This is a genomic window from Aquabacterium sp., from assembly GCF_014378415.1.
Lineage (GTDB): Bacteria > Pseudomonadota > Gammaproteobacteria > Burkholderiales > Burkholderiaceae_C > Aquabacterium.
Map to the genome: position 1 here is coordinate 1 of NZ_JACMNS010000138.1, position 24,280 is coordinate 24,280.

At 64.9% G+C, this 24,280-nt stretch carries 17 protein-coding genes; 9 read left to right on the top strand and 8 right to left on the bottom strand.

What is annotated here, in order from left to right:
• The 4 genes from H7225_RS12605 to H7225_RS12620 all read left to right on the top strand — a co-directional run.
• On the top strand, positions 1-1,235 hold a 1,235-nt coding region (locus H7225_RS12605; RefSeq protein WP_290662319.1), incomplete at its 5' end, for an ATP-binding protein.
• Positions 1,236-1,250: 15 nt separating this feature from the next.
• On the top strand, positions 1,251-1,913 hold the full coding sequence (locus H7225_RS12610) for a response regulator transcription factor (protein WP_290662321.1): 663 nt from the start codon (positions 1,251-1,253) through the stop codon (positions 1,911-1,913).
• Entirely contained in the window at positions 1,910-2,485 is a 576-nt protein-coding gene (gene ruvA, locus H7225_RS12615; RefSeq protein WP_290662323.1) for a Holliday junction branch migration protein RuvA, read from the top strand. Before H7225_RS12610 ends, ruvA begins: the two co-directional genes overlap by 4 nt.
• Entirely contained in the window at positions 2,482-3,330 is an 849-nt protein-coding gene (locus H7225_RS12620; protein WP_290662325.1) for a M14 family murein peptide amidase A, read from the top strand. Before ruvA ends, H7225_RS12620 begins: the two co-directional genes overlap by 4 nt.
• 33 nt (positions 3,331-3,363) lie before the next feature.
• Here H7225_RS12620 and H7225_RS12625 read toward each other — a convergent pair whose 3' ends face one another.
• On the bottom strand, positions 3,364-5,007 hold the full coding sequence (locus tag H7225_RS12625) for an ATP-binding protein (protein ID WP_290662327.1): 1,644 nt from the start codon (positions 5,005-5,007) through the stop codon (positions 3,364-3,366).
• A 131-nt stretch (positions 5,008-5,138) separates the two neighbouring features.
• On the opposite strand from H7225_RS12625, the gene H7225_RS12630 reads away from it, so the two are divergent.
• The 3 genes from H7225_RS12630 (at position 5,139) to H7225_RS12640 (ending at position 8,645) form a co-directional block, all read left to right on the top strand.
• A complete protein-coding gene (locus H7225_RS12630) occupies positions 5,139-5,624 on the top strand; it encodes a glutathione peroxidase (protein WP_290662329.1) in 486 nt (161 codons plus the stop codon).
• Positions 5,625-5,650: 26 nt separating this feature from the next.
• Positions 5,651-6,844: an amino acid aminotransferase gene (locus H7225_RS12635; protein WP_290662331.1), complete on the top strand. Its 1,194-nt coding sequence runs from the start codon at positions 5,651-5,653 to the stop codon at positions 6,842-6,844.
• A 121-nt stretch (positions 6,845-6,965) separates the two neighbouring features.
• Complete coding sequence (locus H7225_RS12640; RefSeq protein ID WP_290662333.1) at positions 6,966-8,645, top strand: long-chain-fatty-acid--CoA ligase; 1,680 nt, start codon at positions 6,966-6,968, stop codon at positions 8,643-8,645.
• A 24-nt stretch (positions 8,646-8,669) separates the two neighbouring features.
• Here the strand turns inward: H7225_RS12640 and H7225_RS12645 are convergent, their stop codons facing one another.
• From H7225_RS12645 to H7225_RS12675, 7 genes are all read right to left on the bottom strand, one after another.
• Entirely contained in the window at positions 8,670-10,187 is a 1,518-nt protein-coding gene (locus H7225_RS12645; RefSeq protein WP_290662335.1) for a PPC domain-containing protein, read from the bottom strand.
• A 101-nt stretch (positions 10,188-10,288) separates the two neighbouring features.
• Entirely contained in the window at positions 10,289-10,846 is a 558-nt protein-coding gene (locus H7225_RS12650) for a YaeQ family protein (protein ID WP_290662337.1), read from the bottom strand.
• A 25-nt stretch (positions 10,847-10,871) separates the two neighbouring features.
• Entirely contained in the window at positions 10,872-11,732 is an 861-nt protein-coding gene (locus tag H7225_RS12655) for an alpha/beta hydrolase (protein ID WP_290662339.1), read from the bottom strand.
• A gap of 21 nt (positions 11,733-11,753) precedes the next feature.
• Entirely contained in the window at positions 11,754-12,575 is an 822-nt protein-coding gene (gene otnI / locus H7225_RS12660; RefSeq protein WP_290662341.1) for a 2-oxo-tetronate isomerase, read from the bottom strand.
• Positions 12,576-12,597: 22 nt separating this feature from the next.
• The gene (locus H7225_RS12665; RefSeq protein WP_366481496.1) at positions 12,598-13,038 is read right to left on the bottom strand and encodes a DUF4087 domain-containing protein; all 441 of its coding nucleotides are present in this window, start codon (positions 13,036-13,038) and stop codon (positions 12,598-12,600) included.
• On the bottom strand, positions 13,035-13,553 hold the full coding sequence (locus H7225_RS12670) for a glycoside hydrolase family 19 protein (protein WP_290662343.1): 519 nt from the start codon (positions 13,551-13,553) through the stop codon (positions 13,035-13,037). The genes H7225_RS12665 and H7225_RS12670 overlap by 4 nt, the downstream gene beginning before the upstream one ends.
• Before the next feature lie 15 nt (positions 13,554-13,568).
• The gene (locus H7225_RS12675) at positions 13,569-13,943 is read right to left on the bottom strand and encodes a hypothetical protein (RefSeq protein WP_290662345.1); all 375 of its coding nucleotides are present in this window, start codon (positions 13,941-13,943) and stop codon (positions 13,569-13,571) included.
• A 305-nt stretch (positions 13,944-14,248) separates the two neighbouring features.
• On the opposite strand from H7225_RS12675, the gene H7225_RS12680 reads away from it, so the two are divergent.
• Together H7225_RS12680 and H7225_RS12685 are read left to right on the top strand one after the other, a co-directional pair.
• Positions 14,249-15,952 (top strand): ShlB/FhaC/HecB family hemolysin secretion/activation protein, encoded by a 1,704-nt coding sequence (locus H7225_RS12680; protein ID WP_290662347.1) that lies wholly within the window; start codon positions 14,249-14,251, stop codon positions 15,950-15,952.
• Between the two features lie 9 nt (positions 15,953-15,961).
• Positions 15,962-24,271, top strand: coding sequence for an autotransporter-associated beta strand repeat-containing protein (locus H7225_RS12685; RefSeq protein ID WP_290662349.1), 8,310 nt, complete (start codon positions 15,962-15,964; stop codon positions 24,269-24,271).
• Positions 24,272-24,280: the final 9 nt, after the last annotated feature.

Genomic DNA, 24,280 nt, shown 5'->3' on the forward strand with positions numbered 1-24,280 from the left:
TGATCGCGATGATGTTCGCGCCCATGACCGCGTTTGCCATCAAATTTTTGCTGGGCTATTCAGGCCATGGCGTGCGCAACCGCAAGGCGCGCCACCTGACGCGCCAGGTCAACGCTGTGCTGTGGGCGCAGTGCCTGTTGTTGCCGCTCAGCCTGTGGCTGGTGGGCGTGAATGGCTTGTTCCTGGTCAGCCGCCTTTGGTATGTGGTGTTCGCGCTGCAGCTGTTTGGCGCCATCGGCTACTTCTTGTGGCATTCCGGGCGCACGCGCAAGCCCGAGTTCTGGTTGATGAGCGTGGCCCTGGGCGTGGTCTCGGCCGTGATGGGCATCGAGCTGTCCTTCCAGAACGGCTTGCTGCGGGTGTGGGGCGTGCACGTGACTTACTTTGTGATGCCGGTGCTGTACGCCGTGGTGGCCGTGCGTTTGATCCAGGTTTACGCCGGCGCGCTGAAAACGGCCGAAGGCGCGCGCCATCAGTTGGAGAAGCGCGTGCAAGAGATCAGCGGCGAGATTGAGCGCAACTTCAACCAGATCGCCGAACTGCGCGTGGAGCAGATCGCCGAGAAAGAGCGCAAGCGCATCGCCGCCGACCTGCACGACGACCTGGGTGCCAAGCTGCTCACCATCGTGCACACCAGCGACAACGACCGCATCTCGACCCTGGCGCGCGAAGCGTTGGAAGAGATGCGCCTGTCGGTGCGCGGCCTGACCGGCCGGCCCATGATCTTGTCCGAGGCTTTGGCCGACTGGCGGGCCGAGGTGGTGTCGCGCCTGGGCCAGTCGGGCATCGAGATCGAGTGGCGCAACTCCATCGACGAGGTCGAAGAGCCCCTGTCGGCGCGCACCTATGTGCAGACCACGCGGATCATCCGCGAGGCGGTCAGCAACATCATCAAACACAGCCAGGCCTCGCACGTGGTGATTCACACTGACGTGCACCTGGAAAACCATGACTTCTTGCTGGTGATCCAGGACAACGGCAAGGGCATTCCGCTGGAACTGGATGGCCGCCTGGACCGCGGCCATGGCATGACCAGCATGAAGCACCGTGCCAAACAGCTCAATGGGCAATGCCTGGTCGAGTCCGGGCCGGGTTTTGGCACCGTCATTCGGCTCACTTTGCCCCTTGAAATTGCCGTCGTGCAACAGAAGGTGGCCATTGAGCACACGCAACCGGCTAGCACTGCTAGCATCCTTGTTAGTGCGCAGGGATCTCCCCTGGGCACGCCACCTTGATGTGAGGCCTCGGCCATGAAGCAGATTTTGTTGCTCGAAGATCTTCCTGAAATCCGCGCCTGGCTGAAAACGCTGGCGCTTCAGGTGTTTCCGGGCGCTCACATCAGTGAGAGCGCACGGGTTCATGATGCCCTGGAACTGGTCAATGCCGTGCGCTTTGACGTGGCCCTGTGCGACCTGGGCTTGCCCGATGGCTCCGGCGTCGAGGTGGTCCAGGCTCTGCGCGAAAAGCAGCCCGATGTGCAGTCGGTGGTGGTCACCATCCACGACGACGACGAGCATTTGTTCCCCGCCTTGCAAGCCGGCGCTTTTGGCTATTTGCTGAAAGAGCAATCGCGCGAGCAACTGGCCGAGCAATTGCACCGCATCAGCCAGGGTGAGCCGCCGCTGTCGCCGTCCATCGCCCGCCGCGTCATCAAGTACTTCACCGCGCAAGCCAGTCAGCAGCCTATCTCGCAGGCCGATTCGGTGACCCCGCACGTGCAACTGACCGACCGCGAAAACGAAGTGCTGTTGCGCGTGGCCAAGGGCTTTACCCTGCCTGAGATCGGTGTGCAGCTGAACCTGTCGCGCCACACCATCGCCGACTACGTGAAGCAGATCTACCGCAAGCTGAACGTGTCTTCGCGTGCTGAAGCTGCCCTGGAAGCACAACGATTGGGCCTGTTCCGCCGATGATTTCTCGCCTGACCGGGCTTCTCGCCGAGAAGTCTCCGCCCCACGTGCTGGTGGATTGCAACGGCGTGGGGTATGAAGTGCAAGTGCCCATGAGCACCTTCTACAACCTGCCCGAGCTGGGCGCCCGCGTCACCTTGCTGACCCAGTTTGTGGTGCGCGAAGATGCGCAGCTGTTGTATGGCTTTTTGACCGCGGGCGAGCGTGCCTCCTTCCGCGAGTTGACCAAGATCAGTGGTGTGGGCCCCCGCATTGCCCTGGCTTTGCTGTCGGGCTTGAGCACCGACGAGCTGGCGCAAGCCGTGGCCGCGCAAGACGTGGCGCGCTTGATCAAGGTGCCCGGCATTGGCAAGAAAACCGCTGAGCGCTTGTTGTTGGAGCTGAAGGGCAAGTTGTCGCCCGTGCTGTCGGCCCCGGGCTTTTCCGTGGTCAGCCCAGCGCAATCGGACATCCTGCAGGCCCTGCTGGCCCTGGGTTACACCGACCGCGAGGCCCAGGCCGTGCTCAAACAATTGCCAGCCGATGTGTCCGTGAGTGATGGCATCAAGCTGGCCTTGAAGAACCTGGCCCGATGAGTTTTCGCACCTCACTGGCGTCAATGGGGGTGATGTTGGCGCTGGCGCTTTCCGTGCAGGCCAAGCCCGCGCAGCCTGTGGCCCTGATCCAGACCCCGCAAGCCTTTTGCCAGCAAGCTGCCAGCCGCTTGCCCAATGTGCCGATGGCCTTGTGTGCCCAGGCTCAGTTGCAGGCCAATGGGGCCAAGTCGGTCCAGGGCCACGCCCTGATGCAGCGCGACATCATCTCGCCCAACGCCCACCTGCGTGTGTTGGTGATCGGGGGGGTGCATGGCGACGAGCTGTCGTCCACCTCGCTGGTGTTGCACTGGATCCGCGCTGCCGGGGAGACGCCGTCGAACATCCACTGGCGCTTCGTGCCCTTGATGAACCCGGACGGCATGTTGCGGGCCTCGCCCACTCGGACCAACGCGCATGGCGTGGACCTGAACCGCAACTTTCCCACGCCCAACTGGGACAAGGAGGCGCGGCAGTACTGGGGCAAGCGGACCAAAAATGATCCGCGCCGGTATCCTGGGCCCAAGGCTTTGTCCGAACCCGAATCGCGCTGGTTGTATGAAGAGATGGAGCGCTGGAAGCCCAATCTGATCGTGTCGGTGCATGCGCCTTATGGGGTGTTGGATTTTGACGGGCCGACCTCGCCGCCGCAAAAGCTGGGGCGCTTGTACCTGGACCAGGTGGGCATCTTTCCGGGCAGCTTGGGCAACTATGGTGGTGTGCACAAGAAGATGCCGGTGGTGACCATTGAGTTGCCGAGCGCCATTCGCACGCCCCAAGAGGCGGAGATTCGCCAGATGTGGCTGGATTTGCTGCGCTGGACGGCGGAGCGGCTGGGCGCCAACTAGATTCTTGGCGTTGGCGTTGATCAGCGTCCCGATTCAGGAGTTCAGCGGTGGCGCCGCCTGGGTGCTCGGCAACGACGCCAAAATCGTCAGCAAGCGGTTGATCTGCAAAGGCTTGACCAGGTACTGGTTAAAACCAGCCTGCAGCGCCCGAGCAATGTGATCTGGCAAAGCATCACCACTCAAGGCAATCAAAGGCAGCTTCTTGAATGCCGCCTTGGCCCGCAGCTGGCGGCACAAATCCAGGCCGCTGCCATCCGGCAGATTGATGTCGACCAGGGCCACATCCGGCTGCATGGATTCAATGCAGGCCATGCCATCGGCCGCGGTGTCGGCCGACAACAAACGCACTTGCGGATACGTGGCGAACAGGGCCTCGACCAGGCTGCGGTTCAAGGCGTTGTCTTCGATGTGCACCACGCGCAAAGGCGGCAGCAACACCAAAGGCTCGGAGGGGCGGGCGCTGGTGGGCGTGGTGGTGTGGCTGCGCTCGGCCAGCGGCAGCTTCAGGCCGAACACGCTGCCTTCGCCCAGGGTGCTGTGCACCTCGATGCGGCCATGCATCAGCGCGGCCATGCGTTGCGCGACCGCCAGGCCCAGGCCGTGGCCCTCGTTGCTGTCGGCCTCGGTGGCCCGGTCCAGTCGGGTGAAGGGGTGGAAGAGCTTGGGCAGGTCGCTTTGGTCGATGCCTGCGCCTTGGTCGCGCACCTCGACGATGCCCATGCGTTCTTCGGCGACCTCACGGGCGCGCAGCCACACGGTCGAGCCCGCAGGGCTGACGCGGATGGCGTTGTTCAGCAACTGAATCAGGATGTCACGCGTGGGGTGCGGGTCGGCCCAGACGGTGTGGGGTGCGCAATCGACCACCACGGTCACGTTGTGGTTGCGGGCCAGGGTTTCCTGAGCGGCGCAGACCTCGCGCAGCAGGCCCGTCATGGCCAAGCGCTGTGGCCGCCGGGCGACCGAAGGCTCGTCCAGCCGTGCAAAATCCAGGGCCTGGTCCAGCAAGGTCAAAAGCTGTTGACCAGCCGTGCGAATGTGGCCCAACTGGCGTTGCAGGGGCTCGGGCATGCCGGCGGTGTCCTGCATGTCCAGCAACTGCGAAAAGCCCATGATGGCGTTCAGGGGCGAGCGCATGCTGTGCCCCATGCGCGCCAAAAAGTCGGCCTTGGCCACCAGGCTCAGTTCGGCCTGCAGGCGGCGCGTGTGTTCGGCCTCACCACGGCGCTGGGCGCTGATGTCGCGCATCAGTTCGATGTAACGCGTGACCTGGCCATCGGCATCCGGCAATGGGTGCACCGTGCGCGCCACCCAGAAGGGCTCGCCGTCTTTGCGGTGGTGGCAGATCTCGAGGTTTTCAACCGCGTGGCCTTGCGCCAGCGTCTGGTTGATTCGGGTGATCAGCGCGGCCTCGGTGTGCGGGCCACTGAGCAACTCTTCGGGTTGCTGGTCCAGGCTCTCCGACAGGGAGAAACCGGTCAGGCGCGAAAAGCTGGGATTGACCCAACGGATGCAACGCTGCGCATCACAGATCATCACCGCGTCACTGACCCGATCGGCCAGCAAGGCCAGTTCCTGGTTGGTAGCTTGGGCGCGTTGCAAAGCGGCCTGGATTTGTCTCATTGGCAGACCTTGCTCAGTCGTGACTGGCAGGTCGGCCTCAATGGTGTTTTGGGGCATGGCGTTTTCCTCTCGGCACCGTGGGTGCGGATACTCGCTTGTCTCTGGCGAGCAAAGGGATACAGCTAGGATCGCATGATGTCAGAATGGACGCTTCATGTGTAGGTACTTTGAGAAAGTTGTTGGCCATCATGACTCAATCAATTCACGATTTTGATGCGCTTTCCACGGGCGGAGTTCCCGTAAAGCTGGACCAATACCGGGGCCGTGTGCTGCTGATCGTCAACACCGCCAGCAAGTGTGGTTTTACGCCACAGTTCGAAGGCCTGGAGCAGTTGTGGAAAGACTACGCAGACCGAGGTTTGACGGTGCTGGGCTTTCCGTGCAACCAGTTCGGCGGACAAGACCCTGGTGCCAACACAGAGATCGCCTCGTTCTGCCAGTTGAACTATGGCGTGAGCTTCCCGATGATGGCCAGGATCGACGTCAACGGCTCGGATGCGCACCCGCTGTACCGATGGCTGGAAAGCGAGGCCCCTGGCATCTTGGGCACCAAGTCCATCAAATGGAACTTCACCAAATTTTTGGTGAACCGCGATGGTGTGGTGCTGGGCCGCTATGCCCCCACCGACACCCCCAAAAGCCTGCGCGCCGACATTGAAAAAGCACTCGCTTGATCGATTGACGAAAGATTCTCAACATCATGTTTCAACACGTTGACGCCTACCCTGGCGACCCCATCCTCACGCTGAACGAGGATTTTCAGAAAGACCCGCGCGCCGACAAGATCAATCTCAGCATCGGCATCTACTTTGACGATGCCGGCAAGCTGCCCGTGATGGCCGCCGTGCGCGAAGCCGAAAGCGCCATGCTGGCCGCCGTGGGCCCCAAGCCCTACCTGCCGATGGTGGGTGCCAGCAACTACCGCGAGGCCGTGCAACACCTGTTGTTTGGCGCCGACCACGAGGCCGTTCAAAGTGGCCGCATCGCGACCTTGCAAACGATTGGCGGCTCGGGCGGTTTGAAGGTGGGCGGCGACTTCTTGAAGCGTTACTTTCCGGATTCGCAGGTGTGGGTCAGCGACCCAACGTGGGACAACCACCGTGCCATGTTTGAAGGCGCGGGCTTCAAAGTCAACACCTACCCGTATTACGACGCGGCCACGGGCGGGCTGAACTTTGATGGCCTGTTGGCCACGCTGCAGGATCTGCCCGCCCACAGCATCGTGCTGATGCACGCTTGTTGCCACAACCCTACCGGCGTCGACCTGAGCGCCACGCAATGGGCGCAACTGATCCCGGTGCTGAAAAGCCGCCAGTTGCTGGCTTACCTGGACATCGCGTACCAAGGCTTTGGCGACGGCATTGACGAAGACGCGCACGCCATCCGCGCCCTGGCCGATGCGGGTGTGAGCTTCTTCGTGGCCAACTCGTTTTCCAAAAGCTTCTCGCTGTATGGCGAGCGTGTGGGTGGCCTGAGCGTGGTCTGCCCCGACAAGGCGCAGGCCGACCGTGTGCTGGGCCAGTTGATGTCGGCGGTGCGGCGCAACTATTCCAGCCCACCCGCCCACGGTAGCCAGATCGTGGCGCGTGTGTTGCAAACGCCGGCCTTGCGCCGAGTGTGGTCAGACGAGTTGGGCGCCATGCGCACCCGCATCCAGGCCATGCGCCAGCGTTTGCACGCGGGTTTGGTGGCGCGCTTGCCGGGCCGGGATTTTCAGTATTTTCTGGACCAGCGCGGCATGTTCACTTACACCGGTCTGAGCGCCCAGCAGGCCGACACCCTGCGCGAGGTGCATGGGGTGTACGTGCTGCGGTCTGGTCGCATGTGCGTGGCCGGTTTGAACGCTGGCAATGTGGACCGCGTGGCCGAGGCCATGGCCGCCGTGTTGGTTTGATCTGTCCTATAAACAATAGTTAACATGAGCCCTTGATTGGGGGCATCCCCTGAGTCGGGGGGTGGCAGTTCCGTAGAAGAATGTGACTACAACAAAAAGTCACGAGGAACCCTTCCCCGCCATGGATAAAATCTGGCTCAGGCACTACCCGACCGGGGTGCCGCACGAGATCGACCCCTCCGTTTACCGATCCCTGGTGGAGCTGATGGACGAGGGCTTCGCAGCCCACATCGACAAGCCCGCCTACAAGTTCATGGGCCAGACCTGGACCTTCGCCCAGATCGACCAAGCTTCGCAGGCCTTCGCCGCTTATCTGCAAGGCTTGGGCTTGCCAGCGGGCGCCCGCGTGGCGGTGATGATGCCCAATGTGCCGCAGTACCCGGTGGTGGTCACGGCCATCTTGCGGGCCGGGTTCGTGGTGGTCAACGTGAACCCGCTGTACACGCCCAGAGAGCTTGAACACCAGCTCAAGGATTCGGGCAGCCAGGCCATCGTCATCGTCGAGAACTTTGCGGGCACCTTGCAGGCGGTGATCGCGCAGACGCCGGTCAAGCACGTGGTGCTGGCCAGCATGGGCGACCTGCTGGGCCTGATCAAAGGCAAGCTGGTGAACCACGTGGTGCGCCGCGTGCGCAAGCTGGTGCCCAAGTTCTCATTGCCCGGGGCGGTGCGTTTCAACGCGGCCTTGGCGAAGGGGCGTGGCCGCGCTTACCAGCCGGCCCGGCCTGGCCCTGACGACATCGCGGTGCTGCAATACACCGGCGGCACCACGGGCGTCAGCAAGGGCGCGATGCTGCTGCACCGCAACATCATTGCCAACCTGCTGCAATCAGAAGCCTGGAACGCGCCCATGTGGAAGCAGGTGCCAGGCGGCGAGCAACCCACCACGGTGTGCGTCTTGCCGCTGTACCACATCTTCGGTTTCACGGTGAGCATGATGTTGGGCTTGCGCCTGGGCGTCTGCAACATCCTGATCCCCAATCCGCGCGACCTGGCCGCCACTTTGAAGGAGCTGGCCAAGCACCGCTTTCACAGCTTTCCGGCGGTCAACACGCTGTTTGGCGCGCTGGCCCGGCACCCTGATTTCCACAAGGTTGACTGGGGCCATTTGCGCTTGTCGGTGGGCGGCGGCATGGCGGTGCAACAGGCCACGGCCAAGCTTTGGAAGGACAAAACCGGTTGCGCGGTGTTCGAGGGCTATGGCTTGTCGGAGACCTCGCCGTCGGTGACGTGCAACCCGGTGACCAACACCGCCTACACCGGCACCATCGGCCTGCCCTTGCCATCGACCGAAGTGTGCGTGCTGGACGATGCGGGCCGCGAGGTGCCGCTGGGCCAGCCGGGCGAGTTGGCGGTGCGTGGTCCGCAGGTGATGGCCGGCTACTGGCAACAGCCTGACGAGACCGCCAAGGTGATGACCGCCGACGGTTTTTTCCGCACGGGCGACATCGCCACCATTGACGATCGCGGCTACGTGAAGATCGTAGACCGCAAGAAGGACATGATCCTGGTGTCGGGCTTCAACGTGTACCCCAACGAGGTGGAAGACGTGGTCACGCAGATGCCGGGCATCCTGGAGTGCGCGGCGGTGGGCGTGCCCGATGAGCATTCAGGCGAGGCGGTGAAACTGGTCATCGTGCGCCAGAACCCGGCCGTGACCGAGCAGCAGGTGCGCGATTACTGCGCCCAGCACCTGACGGGCTACAAGCGGCCCAAGGTGGTGGATTTTCGCGCCGAGCTGCCCAAGACGCCGGTGGGCAAGATCCTGCGGCGCGAGTTGCGGGACGCGGCCAGCGCGTGAGCGCCGCGCTGGTCCGTGACTAACTTACTGTGCGGTCATGGTGAGTGACACGCCGCTGTAGGCGGTATAGCCGTACACGCCGATGTACCAAACGCCTGCCGGGATTCCGGTGATCTGGACCGCTTCGGTATTGCCTACCTTTGTGGAACTCACGTCGACGCCGGTGCTGCTTGGGATGTTGCCTAGCCGCACGTAGAAGTCGGCGTCACCCGACGTGCCTCCTGCCATGGAGACGGTCAGTTGCGTGGCGCCGTTGGGCACGTTCAGCTTGAAGTAACGCATGCTGCCGGTGGCGCCGCTCAGGCCGCTGACGGGCACGCCCGAGTACACGGCCTGGGCATAGGGCAAGGTGTCCATGGCATAGCGACGCCCCAGCATGGTGAAGGCGGTGCTGCCTGGCGTGGCGACACGCCAGGTCACCAGGAAGGTGCCGTCGGGCGACATGCTCAGAGAGGTGTAGCCGGCCGGGGAGCCCGAACTGGGCGTGGCCACCAAGTCGGCGCTCCGCAGCGGCGTGCCGTCGGCACCATACTGCCGCACCATGACCGAGGGCTGGGATGAGGGGGCGTTGCGGCGGTTGTCGTCGATCCAGGCGATGGCGAAGCTACCGTCATCGGCGATGCCAACGGAGGAATCCTTCTGATCGCCGATCGTGGCTTCGCTCACGTGGATTTCAGCACCCACCTTTTGTCCTGCGGCATTAAAGCGTTGCGCGTAGGTGCCCATGCCATCGCCGTCCTGACCTCGGCTTTCCCAGGCGATCACCGATTGCCCGCTCGCATTCATGGCGATGTGCATGCCGGCTTGGCTGTCGGGCAAATAGGTGTTGGCGGCCGCGGCACTGGTGAGGGGCGTGCCGTTGCGGTAGAAGCGGCGGGTCATCACATCACCGTTGGCGCCTTCGCTCATCCAGATGCAGGTGAAGTTTCCGTTTTTGTCAACCACCACGCCTTGTGGTGCTCCATTGGCCGAAGCGGCGGCGGACACTTCGATCTCGCCTGTCACCGGGGCGCCCGTTGACGAGAAGACCCTTGCCAGCAGCCGGGCGTTTGCACCGACCGTGCCGGGGGAGGTTGACCAGAAGACGACGGTGTCGCCCACGTCGTTCATGCCTGCGAAGCTGCCGTAGACGATTGGTTGGGTGCTGGTGTTGACCTTGAAGGTCGTCACCTTGGTGGCACCAGTGCGTGTGAAGGTGCGGGCGTAGACGCTGACGTTGTTGCCATCGGCAGCTCGCCAGGCGATGCCGTAGTCGCCGCGCTTGCTGGCCCCGATCGACATCAGGGATCCATCGGCCGAGACATACCAGTCGCTGGATTGAAGCCGGTTGCCGAAGCCATCGAAACGCTGGATGAAGCTGCCAGTGCCGGACGGGCTGCCAGAGAAGATGGTGATTAGGTCGCCATTGCCCGCACCGATGGCGCCCCAGTTGGCGCCCGAGGTGACGGTGAACACGGGTGTGAGTTCTGCCGCGAGGGCGAAATTGGATGTGAAAAAGCCCAAAGCAATGGCAATGGGCTTGATGTGTCGAGTGATGCGCATGGAGTCTCCCTGTGATGACATGTTTGTTGATTGCAGCCGGCCACTTTGATGGCAAGTTCGGCCGCCCCACATTATTGCGCAGGCACCATCACGGGAAGATGTCAGTCCGGCCCCATCAACTTCACCGGCGTGACCTCAACCGTCTCTTCGCCATCGTTGACCCAGATGGTGCCGTCTTGCACCGTGATCTGCAGTTGCATGGTGCGCTGCGCCAGTTTGGCCAGGGCCTGACTTTGCTCTGAGGGCACCTGCCACACCGTGAGGTTGCGCGCGCGGGTCAGCTTGGTGGCAATGGCGTCCCACCACACCTTGGTGCTGCTCTGAAACACCCACAGGCTGACTTGATGCGCGCGGCCGCTGGCCTTCATCAGGCGCTTGTCGTCGGGTTGGCCAACGTCCACCCAGTGCAGGATCTCGCCCGTATAGTTTTTCTGCCACAGCGCGGGCTCGTCGGTGTCCCACATGTCCTTGGCCAGCTCGATGGTGCCTTCCAGCGTGTTCGAGGGCCAGCCCATGGCCAGCGCCAGCACGCGGATCATCATGCGTTCGTCGGCTTCGGAGGGGTGGCGCGCGATCGTCAGGGCCGGGTCGGCGTAGACGTTGCGGTCCATGTTGGCCAGTTGCAGCTGGGCCTTGTAGATGGTGGCTTTGATCGCCATGGGGACGGGTCCTTGTTCTCAGGGTTCAGACGGTGTCGAGCCAGCGGGCCAGGTCGGCGAAGACCTGTGCCTGGTCGGGCTCGTGGAAGATTTCGTGGGCCATGCGCGGGTAAGCGTGCGTGGTGACCACCGCATGCGGCGCGGCGGCGGCAAAGCGCGCGCTGCCCGCAGGCCGCACGCAGCGGTCGGCGCCCGCGTAGATCAGCAGGGTGGGCGTGGTCCAGTGCGCAGCGCGCTGCAGGGTGTGCTCGGCGGCGTCAACGATGAAGCGGCTCAAGCGGCCGGTGGCCAGGTTGTGCACCAGTGGGTCGGCCATGTAGGCCTTGACGATGGCCGGGTCGCTGCACACCCACTCGGGCTGGAGGCCGTTGGGCACGGCCAGGTCGGGCGTGAGCCTGCCAAAGGTGGCCAGCAGGGCTTTCTGGAACCAGCTCAGGCCGGGGTCGAGGGCGGGGGATGACATGACCAGCAGGTCCACCGGGCGCACCCACGGGGCGGCCTCTGGCGGTTGGGCTTGCGCGGCCACGAAGCGCCCGGCGACCAGGCCGCCCAGGCTGTGGCCGATCAGCAGCAGGCGCTGGCCGGGGTAGGTGGCGCGCACGGTGTCCAGCACCGAGGCCAGGTCGTGCAGCAGGTCGTCGCCGTGGGCGAGGCGGCCCTTGGCGCCGGGTGATCGGCCGTGGCCCCGGTGGTCATAGCTCACCACGGCCCAGCCCCAGTTGTTCAGGTGGTGGGCCACGTGTTCGTAGCGGCCGGCGTGTTCACCCAGGCCGTGCACCAGCAGGGCGACGCCGCGCGGCTCGACCTTGTCGGGCAGGGGCCAGTGGCGGGTGGCCAGGGCCAGGCCGTCGCGGGTGGTGATGGTGGCGGGGATCTTGGGGATCATCGTGGGCCTTCTTTTCTTATGTCAGGCGGTGGCTGCGCGCAGCCAGTTCAGTCCGGCGGAGGTGCCGCCTGGGCCGCTTTGGCGCGGGCGGTATTCGCAGCCGATCCAGCCATCCCAGTGCAGGGCGCGCAGTTCGGCGAAGACGTGAGGGTAGTGCAGTTCGCCGGCATCGGGTTCGCCCCGGTCGGGCACAGCGGCGATCTGCAGGTGGCCGACCCGGCCGGTGGGCAGGGCCTGGCGCAACTGCGTGCTGATGTCGCCTTCCACGATCTGGCAGTGGTACAGGTCGAGTTGCACCTGCAGGTGAGGTGAGTTGATGCGTTGGACCAGGGCGTGGGCATCAAGCTGGCGGTTGATCAGGTAGCCGGGCATGTCGCGCGGGTTGATGGGCTCGATCAGGAGGGTGCGCTGGGCCCGGCGGGCTTGCTCGGCGGCCCAGGCCAGTCGTTGTTCATAAGTGGCCAGGGCGCGCGTCCGATCTTGGTCGGTGGGGGCGCCCAAACACAGGCCAGCCATCACGTGCACGCGGGGGCAGTCCAGGGTCTGGGCCAGGTCCAGCGCGGCCAGCACGCTGGATTGGAAGTCGGCTTCGCGCCCGTCCAGGCAGGCCAGGCCGCGTTCGCCCGCAGCCCAATCGCCCGGGGCGGCGTTGAACAGCACCAGTGCCAGGCCCAGGTCGCGCAGGCGGGCCCGGATCTCGCTTTCAGGGTGCCCTTGGGGGAAAAGGCACTCCACCCCCCGAAAGCCGTCCTGGGCAGCGGCCTGGAATCGCTCCAGAAAGGGGCGGTCGGGGTAAAGCCATGACAGGTTCGCCGCGAATTTCAAGGGGGGTGTGGGGTTCACGTTAGGTGCTGTACCCCAGGGCTCAGGGTGTGTGATTTTTGAGTGAATTGAAAGGCTCCAGGGTCATCAACGCCTTGTCCCGCCTGCATGCGGAAAGCGCATTCGTGCGAGCCTCGATGATATGGGTGATGGTGAGGCTTTGCGCATCCTGCCGAACCTTCAGGCAGGCACAGCCGTATCCAGCGGTGCCTGAGCCCGTCCTCACCCATTGAGGACGCTTGAACGTGGGCCATTGGCCTTTGGTCGATGAAGTGCCCTGCTGGGCCACCGTCCATTCGGCATCACGGTCGGTGAGCGTGGCATTGCCGGGAGACGGGTTGTCAAACCAGCCACAGCGTGTGCGAAGGTGGTCGCTGCTGGGGGTGCCATCCGCGAAGGCGGGGCTAGCCGCCGTGACCAAAAGCGTTGTTGTCACGGCCAGCCATAGCGGAAAATTTGCTTTGAAACGAGCGCTGCACATCATGGAATCCTCGTGGGCATCGGGCGCGACATTTCTCTGTCGCTTCTCGACTTTTGCAGCACAGCCTCGATCTTCCTGGCGATTTCTGCAATGGCTGCCGCATGGTCGGTCCCGTTGACCATCGCGCGCGCGCCTTCGTAGTCGGCATCGGTGCCAGAGATGAAGTCATCCAGCATGTTGCCATTGGCGAAGATCTTTCCGGTGCGCATGCCGTATGACATGAGTTCAAAAGCCATTTCTGGCGTCTTGACCAGTTCGGGGTTCAGCATCAAATCAAGACCATGCCCAAGGGCAATGCCCGCCTGCGCGTAGTTGGACCACCAAGTCAATTGCACATAGCCCCGACCATAGAACGCCTGCTCAATGCCGTCGTCCTTGGCATAAACGTCGGAGGCAGCCAGGCCATCTTTTGCGCCCATCTTCGCCGCTTTGGTGAGTGGCTTGATGTTTCCCGAGGGCTTGACGATGAATTGGTCTCCATCATGTTCCGTGATCCTGGCCGAACCATCATCGAGCACTTTGATCTTGACGGGCTAGTGGTACTTGCGTCCCTTGCCATGCCCGACTTCGGTGACAGGGGCCATGGTCATCTGCCAATGTGTGGTCTTGACCATCACGGGCTTGCCGTGTTTGTCCTTGAGCGCAATGCCCTTGCGGTTCTTGGCTTGCCGAAGGATTCTGTGCGGGCTCGTGGTCTCCCACATCGTCGTGGCCAGCATGTAGGCGGCCCAGCGAAGGTCCGTGATTTGCCGGTCTTTCTCGATCATGCGCAATAGCGCGAAGGTGCTTGGCAAGGATCCGGCGTTGTACCTCGGGCTGTTGCCGAAAGACTTGGCGAATTCATTGGCGAACACGGTACGGTCATAGGCGACCGGGCTTTTCCAGGTCGAGGTACTGGCTTCGGACATTTTCTCCTCCGTTGATGGTGGATTTTTCGGAGTTTAGGTTCTGACTTGCCATTTGCAAGCGCAAAGGGGGAGCGCCCAAAAACCAGGACCGAACCTTGCTTGACGGTCATGGGTCAGGGTAAAGCCATGACAGGTTCGCCGCGAATTTCAAGGGGGGTGTGGGGTTCACGTTAGGTGCTGTACCCCCCAGGGCTTAGGGAGTGTGTAAACGGGTGGCGACGGTTATAACCTGCCGTTGGGTTGGATTCGCGGCGCCAGTTGAGGGTGGTCAGCAGTACCCGCACTCATTTTGAAGGAGTTCAACTGTGCGTTTGCCGAGCGTTTTATCCCGGGGCCTGTCCCTGGTTTTGTGTGTTTCACCCATGGCGGCCTGGGCCCAGGCCGCGCCTGGGGTGATCCCCTCGGCCCAACAGCTTCAGCAGGGCCGTGAAACCACCTTGTCACCGCTCGAAAGCACCGCCGAGGTACCGGCGCCGGCGCCCGTGCCCAAAGAGTTGGGCAAGCCCAGCGACGACATCACCCTGGACGTGAGCGCCTACGAGATCGACGGCCTGAACGAGGTGCCGCGCGACGTGCTGGCCAAGTTGACCGCGCCCTATGCGGGCAAAGCGCGCAGCTACGAAGACATGGTGGATGCTGCCGCGGCGGTGTCGCGCTACATGCAGCGCGAGCTGGGCTACTACCTGGGCCATGCCTACCTGCCGGAGCAATCGCCCAAGGATGGCGTGGTGCGCATCGCGGTCATGGAGGGCCGCCTGGACCAAGTGTTGCTGCAATGGCCCGACAAGATGATCGTGCAGCGCGAGGTGGTCGAGCGCTACCTGGCGCGCCTGCGCCCCGGCGAGATCCTGCGCGTGCGCGATGTCGAGCGGGTGGTGTTCATGGTCAATGACCTGCAGGGCATCCGCGCGCGGTTTGAAGTCAAGGCTGGGCGTTATGCGGGCACGGCCTCGTTGCTGGTGTCGCCGCAAAGCGAGCCGCGCTTTGGCGGCCGCGCCGAGTTGGACACCAATGGCTCGCGCTACTCGGGCACCAACCGGGTGGGCCTGCTGGCCACCGCGGCCAGCCCCACCGGGCGCGGCGACGGCCTGGTCGCCAATGCCCTGGTGTCGACCAATGGCGGCCTGGCCTTCGTGCTGGCCAGCTACGTGACGCCGGTGGGCTCCGATGGCTTGAAGCTGGGCGCGTCGGCGTCCAAGGTCAATTACCAGCTGGACAAGGCCGAGTTCCCGATGGACTTGAACGGCGAGGCCACGGCGGTCAACGCCTTCGGCCTGTACCCTTTTGTGCGGTCGCGCAACCTGAACGTGTTCGGCTTGCTGACGTTTGAGCACAAGGCTTTTGACGACAAGCGCTTTGGCGTGTCAGACAAAAAATCCAGCGACGACGTGCTGGTGGGGGTGGTGGGCGATTTCCGCGATAACTTCTTCAATGGCGGCGTCAGCACGTACGAGCTGAACTGGTTGCAAGGCCGCATGAGCTTTGACTCCAGCGTGGGGCTGCCGCCGACTGACCCCAACTTCGGCAAGCTGTCGGTGGGCTACTCGCGGCTTCAAAGCGTGGTGAGCAACCGCCTGCTGATGTACCTGCGCTTCAAGGGCCAGTACGCCAACACCAACCTGGACACCACCGAGCGCTTCAGCCTGGGTGGGCCCACGGGGGTGCGCGGCTTTGCGCCGGGCGAGGCCACCGCCGACGAAGGTCAGTTGGCCACGGCCGAACTGCGCTTTTTGCCCTATGACAGCTGGTTTGGAAGGGTGTCGCGCGAAATGGTGTTCAGCCTGTTTTACGACTGGGGCCACGCCAAATTGCGTCACGACGCCTCGGGCGAAGGCACGCAGTTCGTCAACACAAGCACCTTGTCCAGCGCTGGCCTGGGGGCGATTTGGGACCGGCCGCAGTCCTTTGGGATGCGTGTGAACGTGGCTTGGCCGGTGTCCGGTGAAGCCAAGAACGACCAGGTGCGGCGCGTGCCACGTGCGTTCGCCACCTTGACCAAGTATTTCTAAAGGCCTGTCATGAACCGTCGTTCTTCGTCTTCACGCTTGCAGCGTTTCGCCTTGCGGCCTTTGTCCCTGGCCGTGTGGCTGACCCTTGATGCCAGCCTGGCCTGGGCCTTGCCCACCGACCCCACGGTGGTGGCCGGCCAGGTCAGCATCCAGCAACCTGTTGCAGGCACCATGGTGGTGAACCAGGGCAGCGACAAGGCCATCGTCAACTGGCATGGGTTTTCAATCGACGTGAACGAGGCGGTGCGCTTTGTTCAGCCCAACAGCCAATCGGCCATCCTGAACCGCGTGACGGGCTTTGACCCCAGCCGGATCCTGGGCCAGATGCAGAGCAATGGCCGCGTCTTTCTGATCAACCCCAATGGCATCGTGTTCGGCTCGACGGCGCAGGTCGATGTGGGCAGCCTGGTGGCCTCTACCCTGTCCTTGTCGGACCAGGATTTCATGGCCGGGCGCTACCTGCTGGGCGCCGATGTCAGCCTGGGCGATGACCGCAATGGGCGTGGGCCGCTGGCGGGCAAGGTGATCAACCAAGGCCGCATCCGCGCCAAGAATGGTGATGTGGTGTTGGTGGGGCGGCAGGTCAGCAACAGCGGGCAGATCATCGCCGAGCAGGGCCGCATCGGCCTGGCGGCGGCATCAAAGGTGCTGGTTGACGTGGAAGGCGATGGCCTGTTGTTCTTCGAGATGACGGGGCAAGATGCCAACGCGCGCCTGGACCAGTTGGGTGACATCAAGGCGGTCGGGGGCTCGGTTGAGCTGATGGCGTCGGCGCGCGCGAATTTCGCCGACACGGTGCTGAACATGTCTGGCGTGGTGCAGTCACGCGGGCTGGGCAACCAAGGCGGGCGCATCGTGATCGATGGCGGCAGCCGTGGCATCACCAAGGTGTCGGGCACTTTGGATGTGGCCGGGCTGGACGTGGGCCAAAAGGGCGGCAGCGTCGACGTGCTGGGCGAGCGCGTGGCTTTGATGAACGGCGCGCGCGTCGACGCGCGGGGCGATTCGGGTGGCGGCGTGGTGCGCGTGGGCGGCGACTTTCAAGGCCAGGGCACGGCGCGCCGGTCCAGCGTGACCTATGTGGCACCGCAGGCCAGCATCGACGCCAGCGCCACGCGCCAGGGCGATGGCGGCAAGGTCATCGTGTGGTCCGATGGCACCACGGCTTACCACGGCAGCATCCTGGCCCGGGGTGGTGTGTTGGGTGGCGATGGCGGCTTTGCCGAGGTCTCTGGCAAGGGCCACCTGGACTTCCTGGGGCAGGTCGATTTGTCGGCGGCGCGGGGCCATCGCGGCAGCCTGTTGCTCGACCCCCTGGACCTGGAGATCGGCACGGTCGATGATCTCAATGGCGATGCCACGGTCGGTGACGACATCACGGCCAACATCCTGAGCACGGACGCGCCCGCTGCGGGCACCAGCAAGATCACCGCGACCAAGCTCGTGCTGCTGATGAACACGCAGGACGTGTCTCTGGCGGCCACGAACGACATCACGGTCAAGACGGCGGTGAACGCCAGCGCCAATGTCAACAGCCATGGCTTGACCTTGACGGCGGGCAATGCCATCGACGTCCAGCAATCGATCACCACCAAGGACGGCGCCGTGGTGCTGACCTCGGGCACCGGCGGCATCACGCAGTCGGCGGCCACCACGATCAACGCGGGCACCGCCACGGTGACCCTTGATGCCAATGGCCATGACGTGACCCTGTTGGGCGCGGTCACGACCACGAACGGCACGGCGTCGGCCATCGCGATCAACCGCGCCAACAACCTGAGCGTGAAAACCTTGACCAGCGGCGCCGCCGGCACGATCACGCTGGACGTGGCGGGCGCGGGCGTGCAAACCGGTGCCATTGGCGGGGGCCGGCTTGACAAAAAAGGGGCGGGCACCCTGACCTTGTCCCAGGCCAATGGCCAGGTGGGCACGACGGTCAGTGAAGGCACCTTGTTGATCAGCAATGACAACCAGCTGGGCACCGTGCCTGGCGCGGCCACGCCAGGCAATCTGGTGCTCAATGGCGGCACCTTGAGCACGGGCGTCGACCTGACCATCAACGCCAAACGCGGCATCAGCTTGAGTGGCGCCAGCACCGTTGATGTGGGCGCGACCAAGACGCTGACCTACAACGGCGTCATCGCGGGCAGTGGCAGCTTGAGCAAGGTCGGCAACGGTGAGCTGGCACTGGGCGGGGGCAACACCCACGCAGGCGCCACCACCATCACGGCGGGCCAGATCACGGCCGCAGCGGGCGCCTTGTCGGGGGCCAGCGCGGTGGTGGTGGGGGCCGCTGGCACCTTGGCCCTGACGGGCGACAACACCGCGGCCAGCGTCACCTTGAATGGCGGGTCGGTCAGCGGCACGGGCCGCACCTTGACGGCCGCCACCTATGCTTTGAATGGCGGCACCGTGAGCACCGGGCTGGGCGCGGGCACGCTGACGCAGGCCAGTGGCACCACGACACTGGACAACCACGGCACCTCGGCGGCGGCCACGGTCAATGTCACCGGGGGCACTTTGGCCCTGGGCGACGACGGGCGCTTGAGCAACACCGCCACCGTCACGGTGTCCGCCGGCGCGACCTTGAACCTGGGCGCGGGGCACAACGAGACCGTGGGCAGCCTGGTGAGCGATGGCACCATCGCGGGCACGGGCTCTTCCACCTTGACGGCCGCCACCTACCTGGTCAACCAGGGCGCGGTGGATGCCAAGCTGGGCGCGGGCACCTTCACCAAGGCCACGCTGGGCACGGCCACGCTCAACGGCACCCTGGCCGCCGGCACGGTCAACGTTGACGCCGGGGCCTTGACCCTGGGCTCGGCGGGCCGACTGGGCGCGGGCGCCACCGTCAATGTCACCGGCACCCTGAATTTGGCGGGCGCCGAGTCCGTCAACACCTTGAACCTGACAGGCGGCACGCTGGCAGGCGCGGGCAAAACCATGACCGTCAGCAATGCCGTCGGTCTGCAAGCCGGCACGCTGGATGCCAATCTGGCCGGCGCGGCGCCTGTGACCAAGACCACGGCGGGCACGGTCACCGTCAACGGCACCATCGCGAACGCGGTGGTCAACGTCAATGCCGGCCTGCTGGCTTTGGGGGCGGCCGACCGCATCGTCAACACGGCGGCGTTGAGCGTCAATGGCGGCACTTTTGACCTGGGTGGTTTCAGCGAAACGGTGGGCGCCGTCACGCTGCAATCGGGCCAGATCAACAACGGCAGCCTGACGGGTTCCAGCTACGCGGTGCAATCGGGCACGGTGGGGGCCACCCTGGGTGGCGTGGCGTCCACCTTGACCAAAACCACGACGGGCACCGTGGTGCTGGCGGGCAACAACACCTACGGCGCCACCGTGATCAGCGCGGGGGCTTTGCAGGTGGGCAATGGCGGGACCAGCGGCACGCTGGGCACCGGCCTGGTCAGCAACAGCGGCACCTTGGTCATCAACCGCAGTGACGCGGTTTCGGTGGCGGCCATGAGCGGCACGGGGGCCCTGACTCAGGAGGGCACGGGCACGACCACCCTGTTGGGCATCAACATTTACAGCGGGGCCACCACGGTCAACCACGGCGTGCTGGCCACCAGCGGCGCTGCCAACCTGTCGGCCAACAGTGCCCTGACCGTCAACAGCGGCGCGGCCTTGAATTTGGCGGGCGACAACAGCGCGGCCAGTGTCACGCTCAATGGCGGCACGATCAATGGCGTGGGCCACAAGCTGACCGGGGCCACGTACGGCCTCAATGGCGGCACGGTGAACACCAAGTTGGGCGCGGGCACGCTCACCCAGACCGGCAGCACCACCACCCTCAATGACACGGTGGACGCCGCCACGGTCAATGTGAACGCGGGCACCTTGGCGCTGGGCGCGGCGGGCGGCTTGCTCAACGCGGCGGCGGCCGTGACCGTGGCCAACGCGGCCACCTTGACCTTGGGCAGCAATGAGTCGGTGGGCAGCTTCGCGCTGAACAACGGCACCCTGGGCGGCACAGGCCACACCTTGACCGCATCGACCTACGCTCTCAGCGGCGGCACGGTCAACGCGAACCTGGGCACCGGCACGCTGACCCAACTGGCCAACACAAGCACCTTGAACGGCACGGCCTCAGCCGCCACGGTCAACGTCAACGGCGGCACCTTGGCGCTGGGCGGCAACAACCGCCTGAGTGGCGCAGCGGCCATCAACGTCAACGGCGGCACCTTGAGCCTGGGTGGTTTTTCGCAAACCACGGTGGGTGATGTGGTGCTGGCCTCGGGCAACATCATCAACGGGTTCTTGTCGGCCAATCGCTTCGATGTGCGATCGGGCGCCATCAGTGCCGACCTCAGTGGCGGCGCGGGCGGTGAGCTGGTCAAATCGACCACCGACACGGTCGTGCTGACGGGCGCCAACAGCTACGGCAACACCACCATCACTGGCGGCACCGTGCAGGTGGGCGACGGTGGGGCCAGTGGCAGCTTGGGCGGCGGTGCGGTGGTCAACAACGGGACGCTGAGCTTCAACCGCAGCGACAGCCTCGCGGTGTCGGACGTGATCGGCAGCGGCAACATCGTGCAAGACGGCGCTGGCACGACCACGCTGTCGGGCACGGTGGCCTATTCGGGCAACACCACGGTCAATGCCGGCACGCTGGCGGGCGCCATCGGGCAGGGCGCCTTGACCGTCAACAGTGGCGCAACCTTGAACCTGGCCACCAGCGCCACGGCCACCAGCGTCACCTTGAACAACGGCACCATCAATGGCTCGGGCCTGAGCCTGAGCGCGCCCACTTACAGCCTCAACGGCGGCAGCGTGGGCGTCAACCTGGGGGCGGGCACGCTCACCCAGGCCAATGGCACCACCACCCTCAACGGCCAGGCGGGTGCCACCACGGTGAACATCACTGGCGGCACGCTGGCCTTGGGCGCCAGCAATCGCCTGAGTGCCGGTGCGGCGGTGACCGTGTCCGGCGGGGCCACCTTGGCCCTGGGCGCCAACAGCGACAACGTCAGCAGCCTGGTCAGCGATGGCAACGTCACGGGCAGTGGCACCTTGACCGCTGGCAACTACACCTTGAACGCCGGCACGGTCAGCGCCAACTTGGGCACCGGCACCTTGACCAAGGCCACCGCTGGCGTCGTCAACCTCACGGGCACGGCCGCAGCGTCCAGCGTCAACGTCAACGCGGGGACCTTGAATTTGGGGTCGGCTGGGCGATTGACGGGCTCGGCTGCGGTGCAGGTGAACAACGCCACCCTGAACCTGGGCGACAGTGAAACTGCGTCCAGCGTGACGCTGAACAACAGCACCTTGGGCGGCACAGGCACCTTGACCGCGGGCACGTATGGCTTGCAGTCGGCCACGGTCAATGCCAACCTGGGCACCGGCACCTTGACCCAGTCCAGCGGCACGTCCACGCTCAACGGCAGCTCGGGCGCGGGCACCGTCAACATCAACGGTGGAACATTGGCCCTGGGGGCCAATGACCGCCTGAGCAACACCGCCGCGGTCAATGTGGCGGGCGGCGCCACCCTGGGCATGGGCACCCGCAGCGACACGGTGGGCACCCTCAACATGGGCACCCTCACCAGCAGCGGCAATGTGAGTGGCAGCGGCACCCTGACCGCCGCCAGCTACACCTTGAACGCGGGCACCATCGACGCCAACCTGGGCACCGGGATCCTGACCAAGGCCACGCCCGGCACGGTGACGCTGAACGGCCTGTCGGGCGCCACGACCGTCAACCTCGACGAGGGCACCTTGATCCTGGGCGCGGCGGGCCGGTTGGCCGCCAACGCGGCCGTCACCGTGTTGGGCACCTTGGCCTTGGCGGGCAATGAAAACGTCGGCAGCCTGACCTTGAGCAACGGCATCCTGGGCGGACTGGGCCACACCTTGGTTGCGTCCAGCTACAGCCTCAATGGGGGCTCGGTCAATGCCAACCTGGGGGCCGGTGTGCTGAGCCAGGTGTCGGGCACCACCACCCTGAACGGCAGCGCGCAAGCTGGCACGGTGAACATCACGGGCGGCCAACTGGTGCTGGGCGGCGCTGAGCGCTTGTCCAACGCGGCCGCGGTGCAGGTTGACAGCGGCGCTCAGCTCACCCTGGGGGGCGCACAAGCCATCGGCTCGCTGGCGGGCGGCGGCAATGTGGCCATGGCGGCCAACACGCTCACCATTGGCGCGAACAACAATTCGACCACCTTCAGTGGCAACCTGGCGGGCACGGGCGGACTGGTCAAACAGGGCACGGGCACCTTGGCCTTCTCGGGCCCGGGCATCGCCTATGGCGGCACCACGACCGTCAACGGCGGCACCTTGTCGGGCCCCGTCGGCCCGGGTGCTTTGGTGGTCAACAGCGGGGCCACCATGGCCCTGACCGCCGACACCACGGTGGCCAGCCTCAGCCTGAACCAAGGCACGCTGGATGGCGCGGGACGCACCTTGACCGCCTCGGGCGGCACGTACACGCTCAATGGCGGCACGGTCCAGGCCAACTTGGGCGCGGGGGTGCTGACCCAGTCTGGCAACACGAGCACCCTGAACGGCAGCTCGGCGGCTGGCACGGTCAACGTCACGGGCGGCGCGCTGACCCTGGGCGCGGCCCAGCGCCTGTCCAGCGCGGCGGCGGTGAACTTGTCTTCCGGCACGCAACTCAACCTGGGCGGCGCGCAAACCATCGGCGCGCTGTCAGGCAGCGGCGATGTGGCCTTGGGCGCCTCCACCTTGACCACGGGCGGCGACAACACCTCGACCCAGTTCGGCGGCGTCATGAGCGGGGCGGGCGGCTTGACCAAGCAGGGCACGGGCACCTTCACGCTGGTGGGCAACAACACCTACGCTGGCCCCACCACCATTTCGGCGGGCACGCTGCAGGTGGGCAATGCGGGCACCAGCGGCACCTTGGGCAGTGGCGATGTGCTCAACAACGCAGCCCTGGTGTTCAACCGCAGTGACAACCACACGGTGGCCAACAACATCAGCGGGAGCGGCTCGCTCACCCAGGCGGGCACCCAGACCCTCACCTTGAGTGGCACCACCATCATCGGCGGCGCTTTCGTCGGCTCGGGCCACTGGCACATCCTCAATGCCTTGTCCGCTGGCAGCGTGACGTCCACGGGCAACGCCACCTTGGGCGGCAATGTCACCACCACCGCAGGCGGGCAAACCTACACCGGCACGGTCACCACCACCGGCGACACCTTGCTCACGGCCACGGGCGACATCAGCGCCAGCAACACCGGCAACAACTTCACCGCCGGTCGTTTGTCCATGGATGCCCACGCGGCCACGGTTGAGGCGGGCACCTCGCACAGCCTGAACCTGGGCGCCGTCACCCTGGCCGGTGGCAGCAGCGACTTCCATGCGGATGGGCAGATTTTGCTGAACGGTGCCGTGGCACTGAATGGCGGCAACCTGACCCTGACGGCCGATGGCGGCGCGGGCTCCGGCATCGGGGCCATCACCGACGGCGATTTCAACACCCGCACCTACAACCTGGACGGGTCCGTCATCGGGCAGAGCAGCGCCGCCATCGAACAACTGGGCGGCACGGTCACCACGGTGGCCGGCACCACCTTGACCTTGAAGGCCCCAGGACGCGGCTCCATCCTGCTTGAAAAACCGGGCAACCGGATAGAAGGCCAGATTGTGGCGGTCAGCGGCACGGCTGGTGAGGCCAACCCGTCGCGGTTCACGCCGGGCGGCGCTTTGGGCCGACTGGGCTTCGTGCGCATCGACTCGACCCAGATCAACTCGGCGGGCATCGAAGGCGACGTGGTCAAGCTCAGCGCCAACAGCATGACCACGCCGATCGGTGTGGTGCGCGCCCGCCTGCCTTACAACAACTCGCAGGGCACTTCAACCTCGCTGCCCGCCTTGACCTTGGTGCTCAAACAGCCGGGTACGCCGAACCAGTTTGGCACCCCGGCGGGCCTGGCCAACTGGTTGCAGGTCAGCGTGGGCAACGGCAGCGGTGGCTACCTGACCCTGCGGCCGCAGAACTACGGTTTGAGTGCCACGGCGGTGTGGTTGGCGGGCGCCGAGCCGCCCACACCTTTCTATGACGGGGCGGGCAAGCTCAACCAGATCCCGGTTTATTACAACGGCAAAGCGCCCTCCACCCCGCAGGCCGAAGGCGCTTTAAGCGCGGTGACCACCGTGATCGAAGATGCCCGCCGGGCCCGTTTCGACGAAGCCGTGCGCACCGAGAACGTATCGTCCCGACTGCGCACCGGCGTGATCGCCGAAGTGGGCGCGGGCCGCCCCGCCACCGAAGGCGCCGAGTCCATCCGCATGCCCGCCACGTGCACCCCCAACGCCGCGTTGGGTTGCCAATGATTGTTGAAC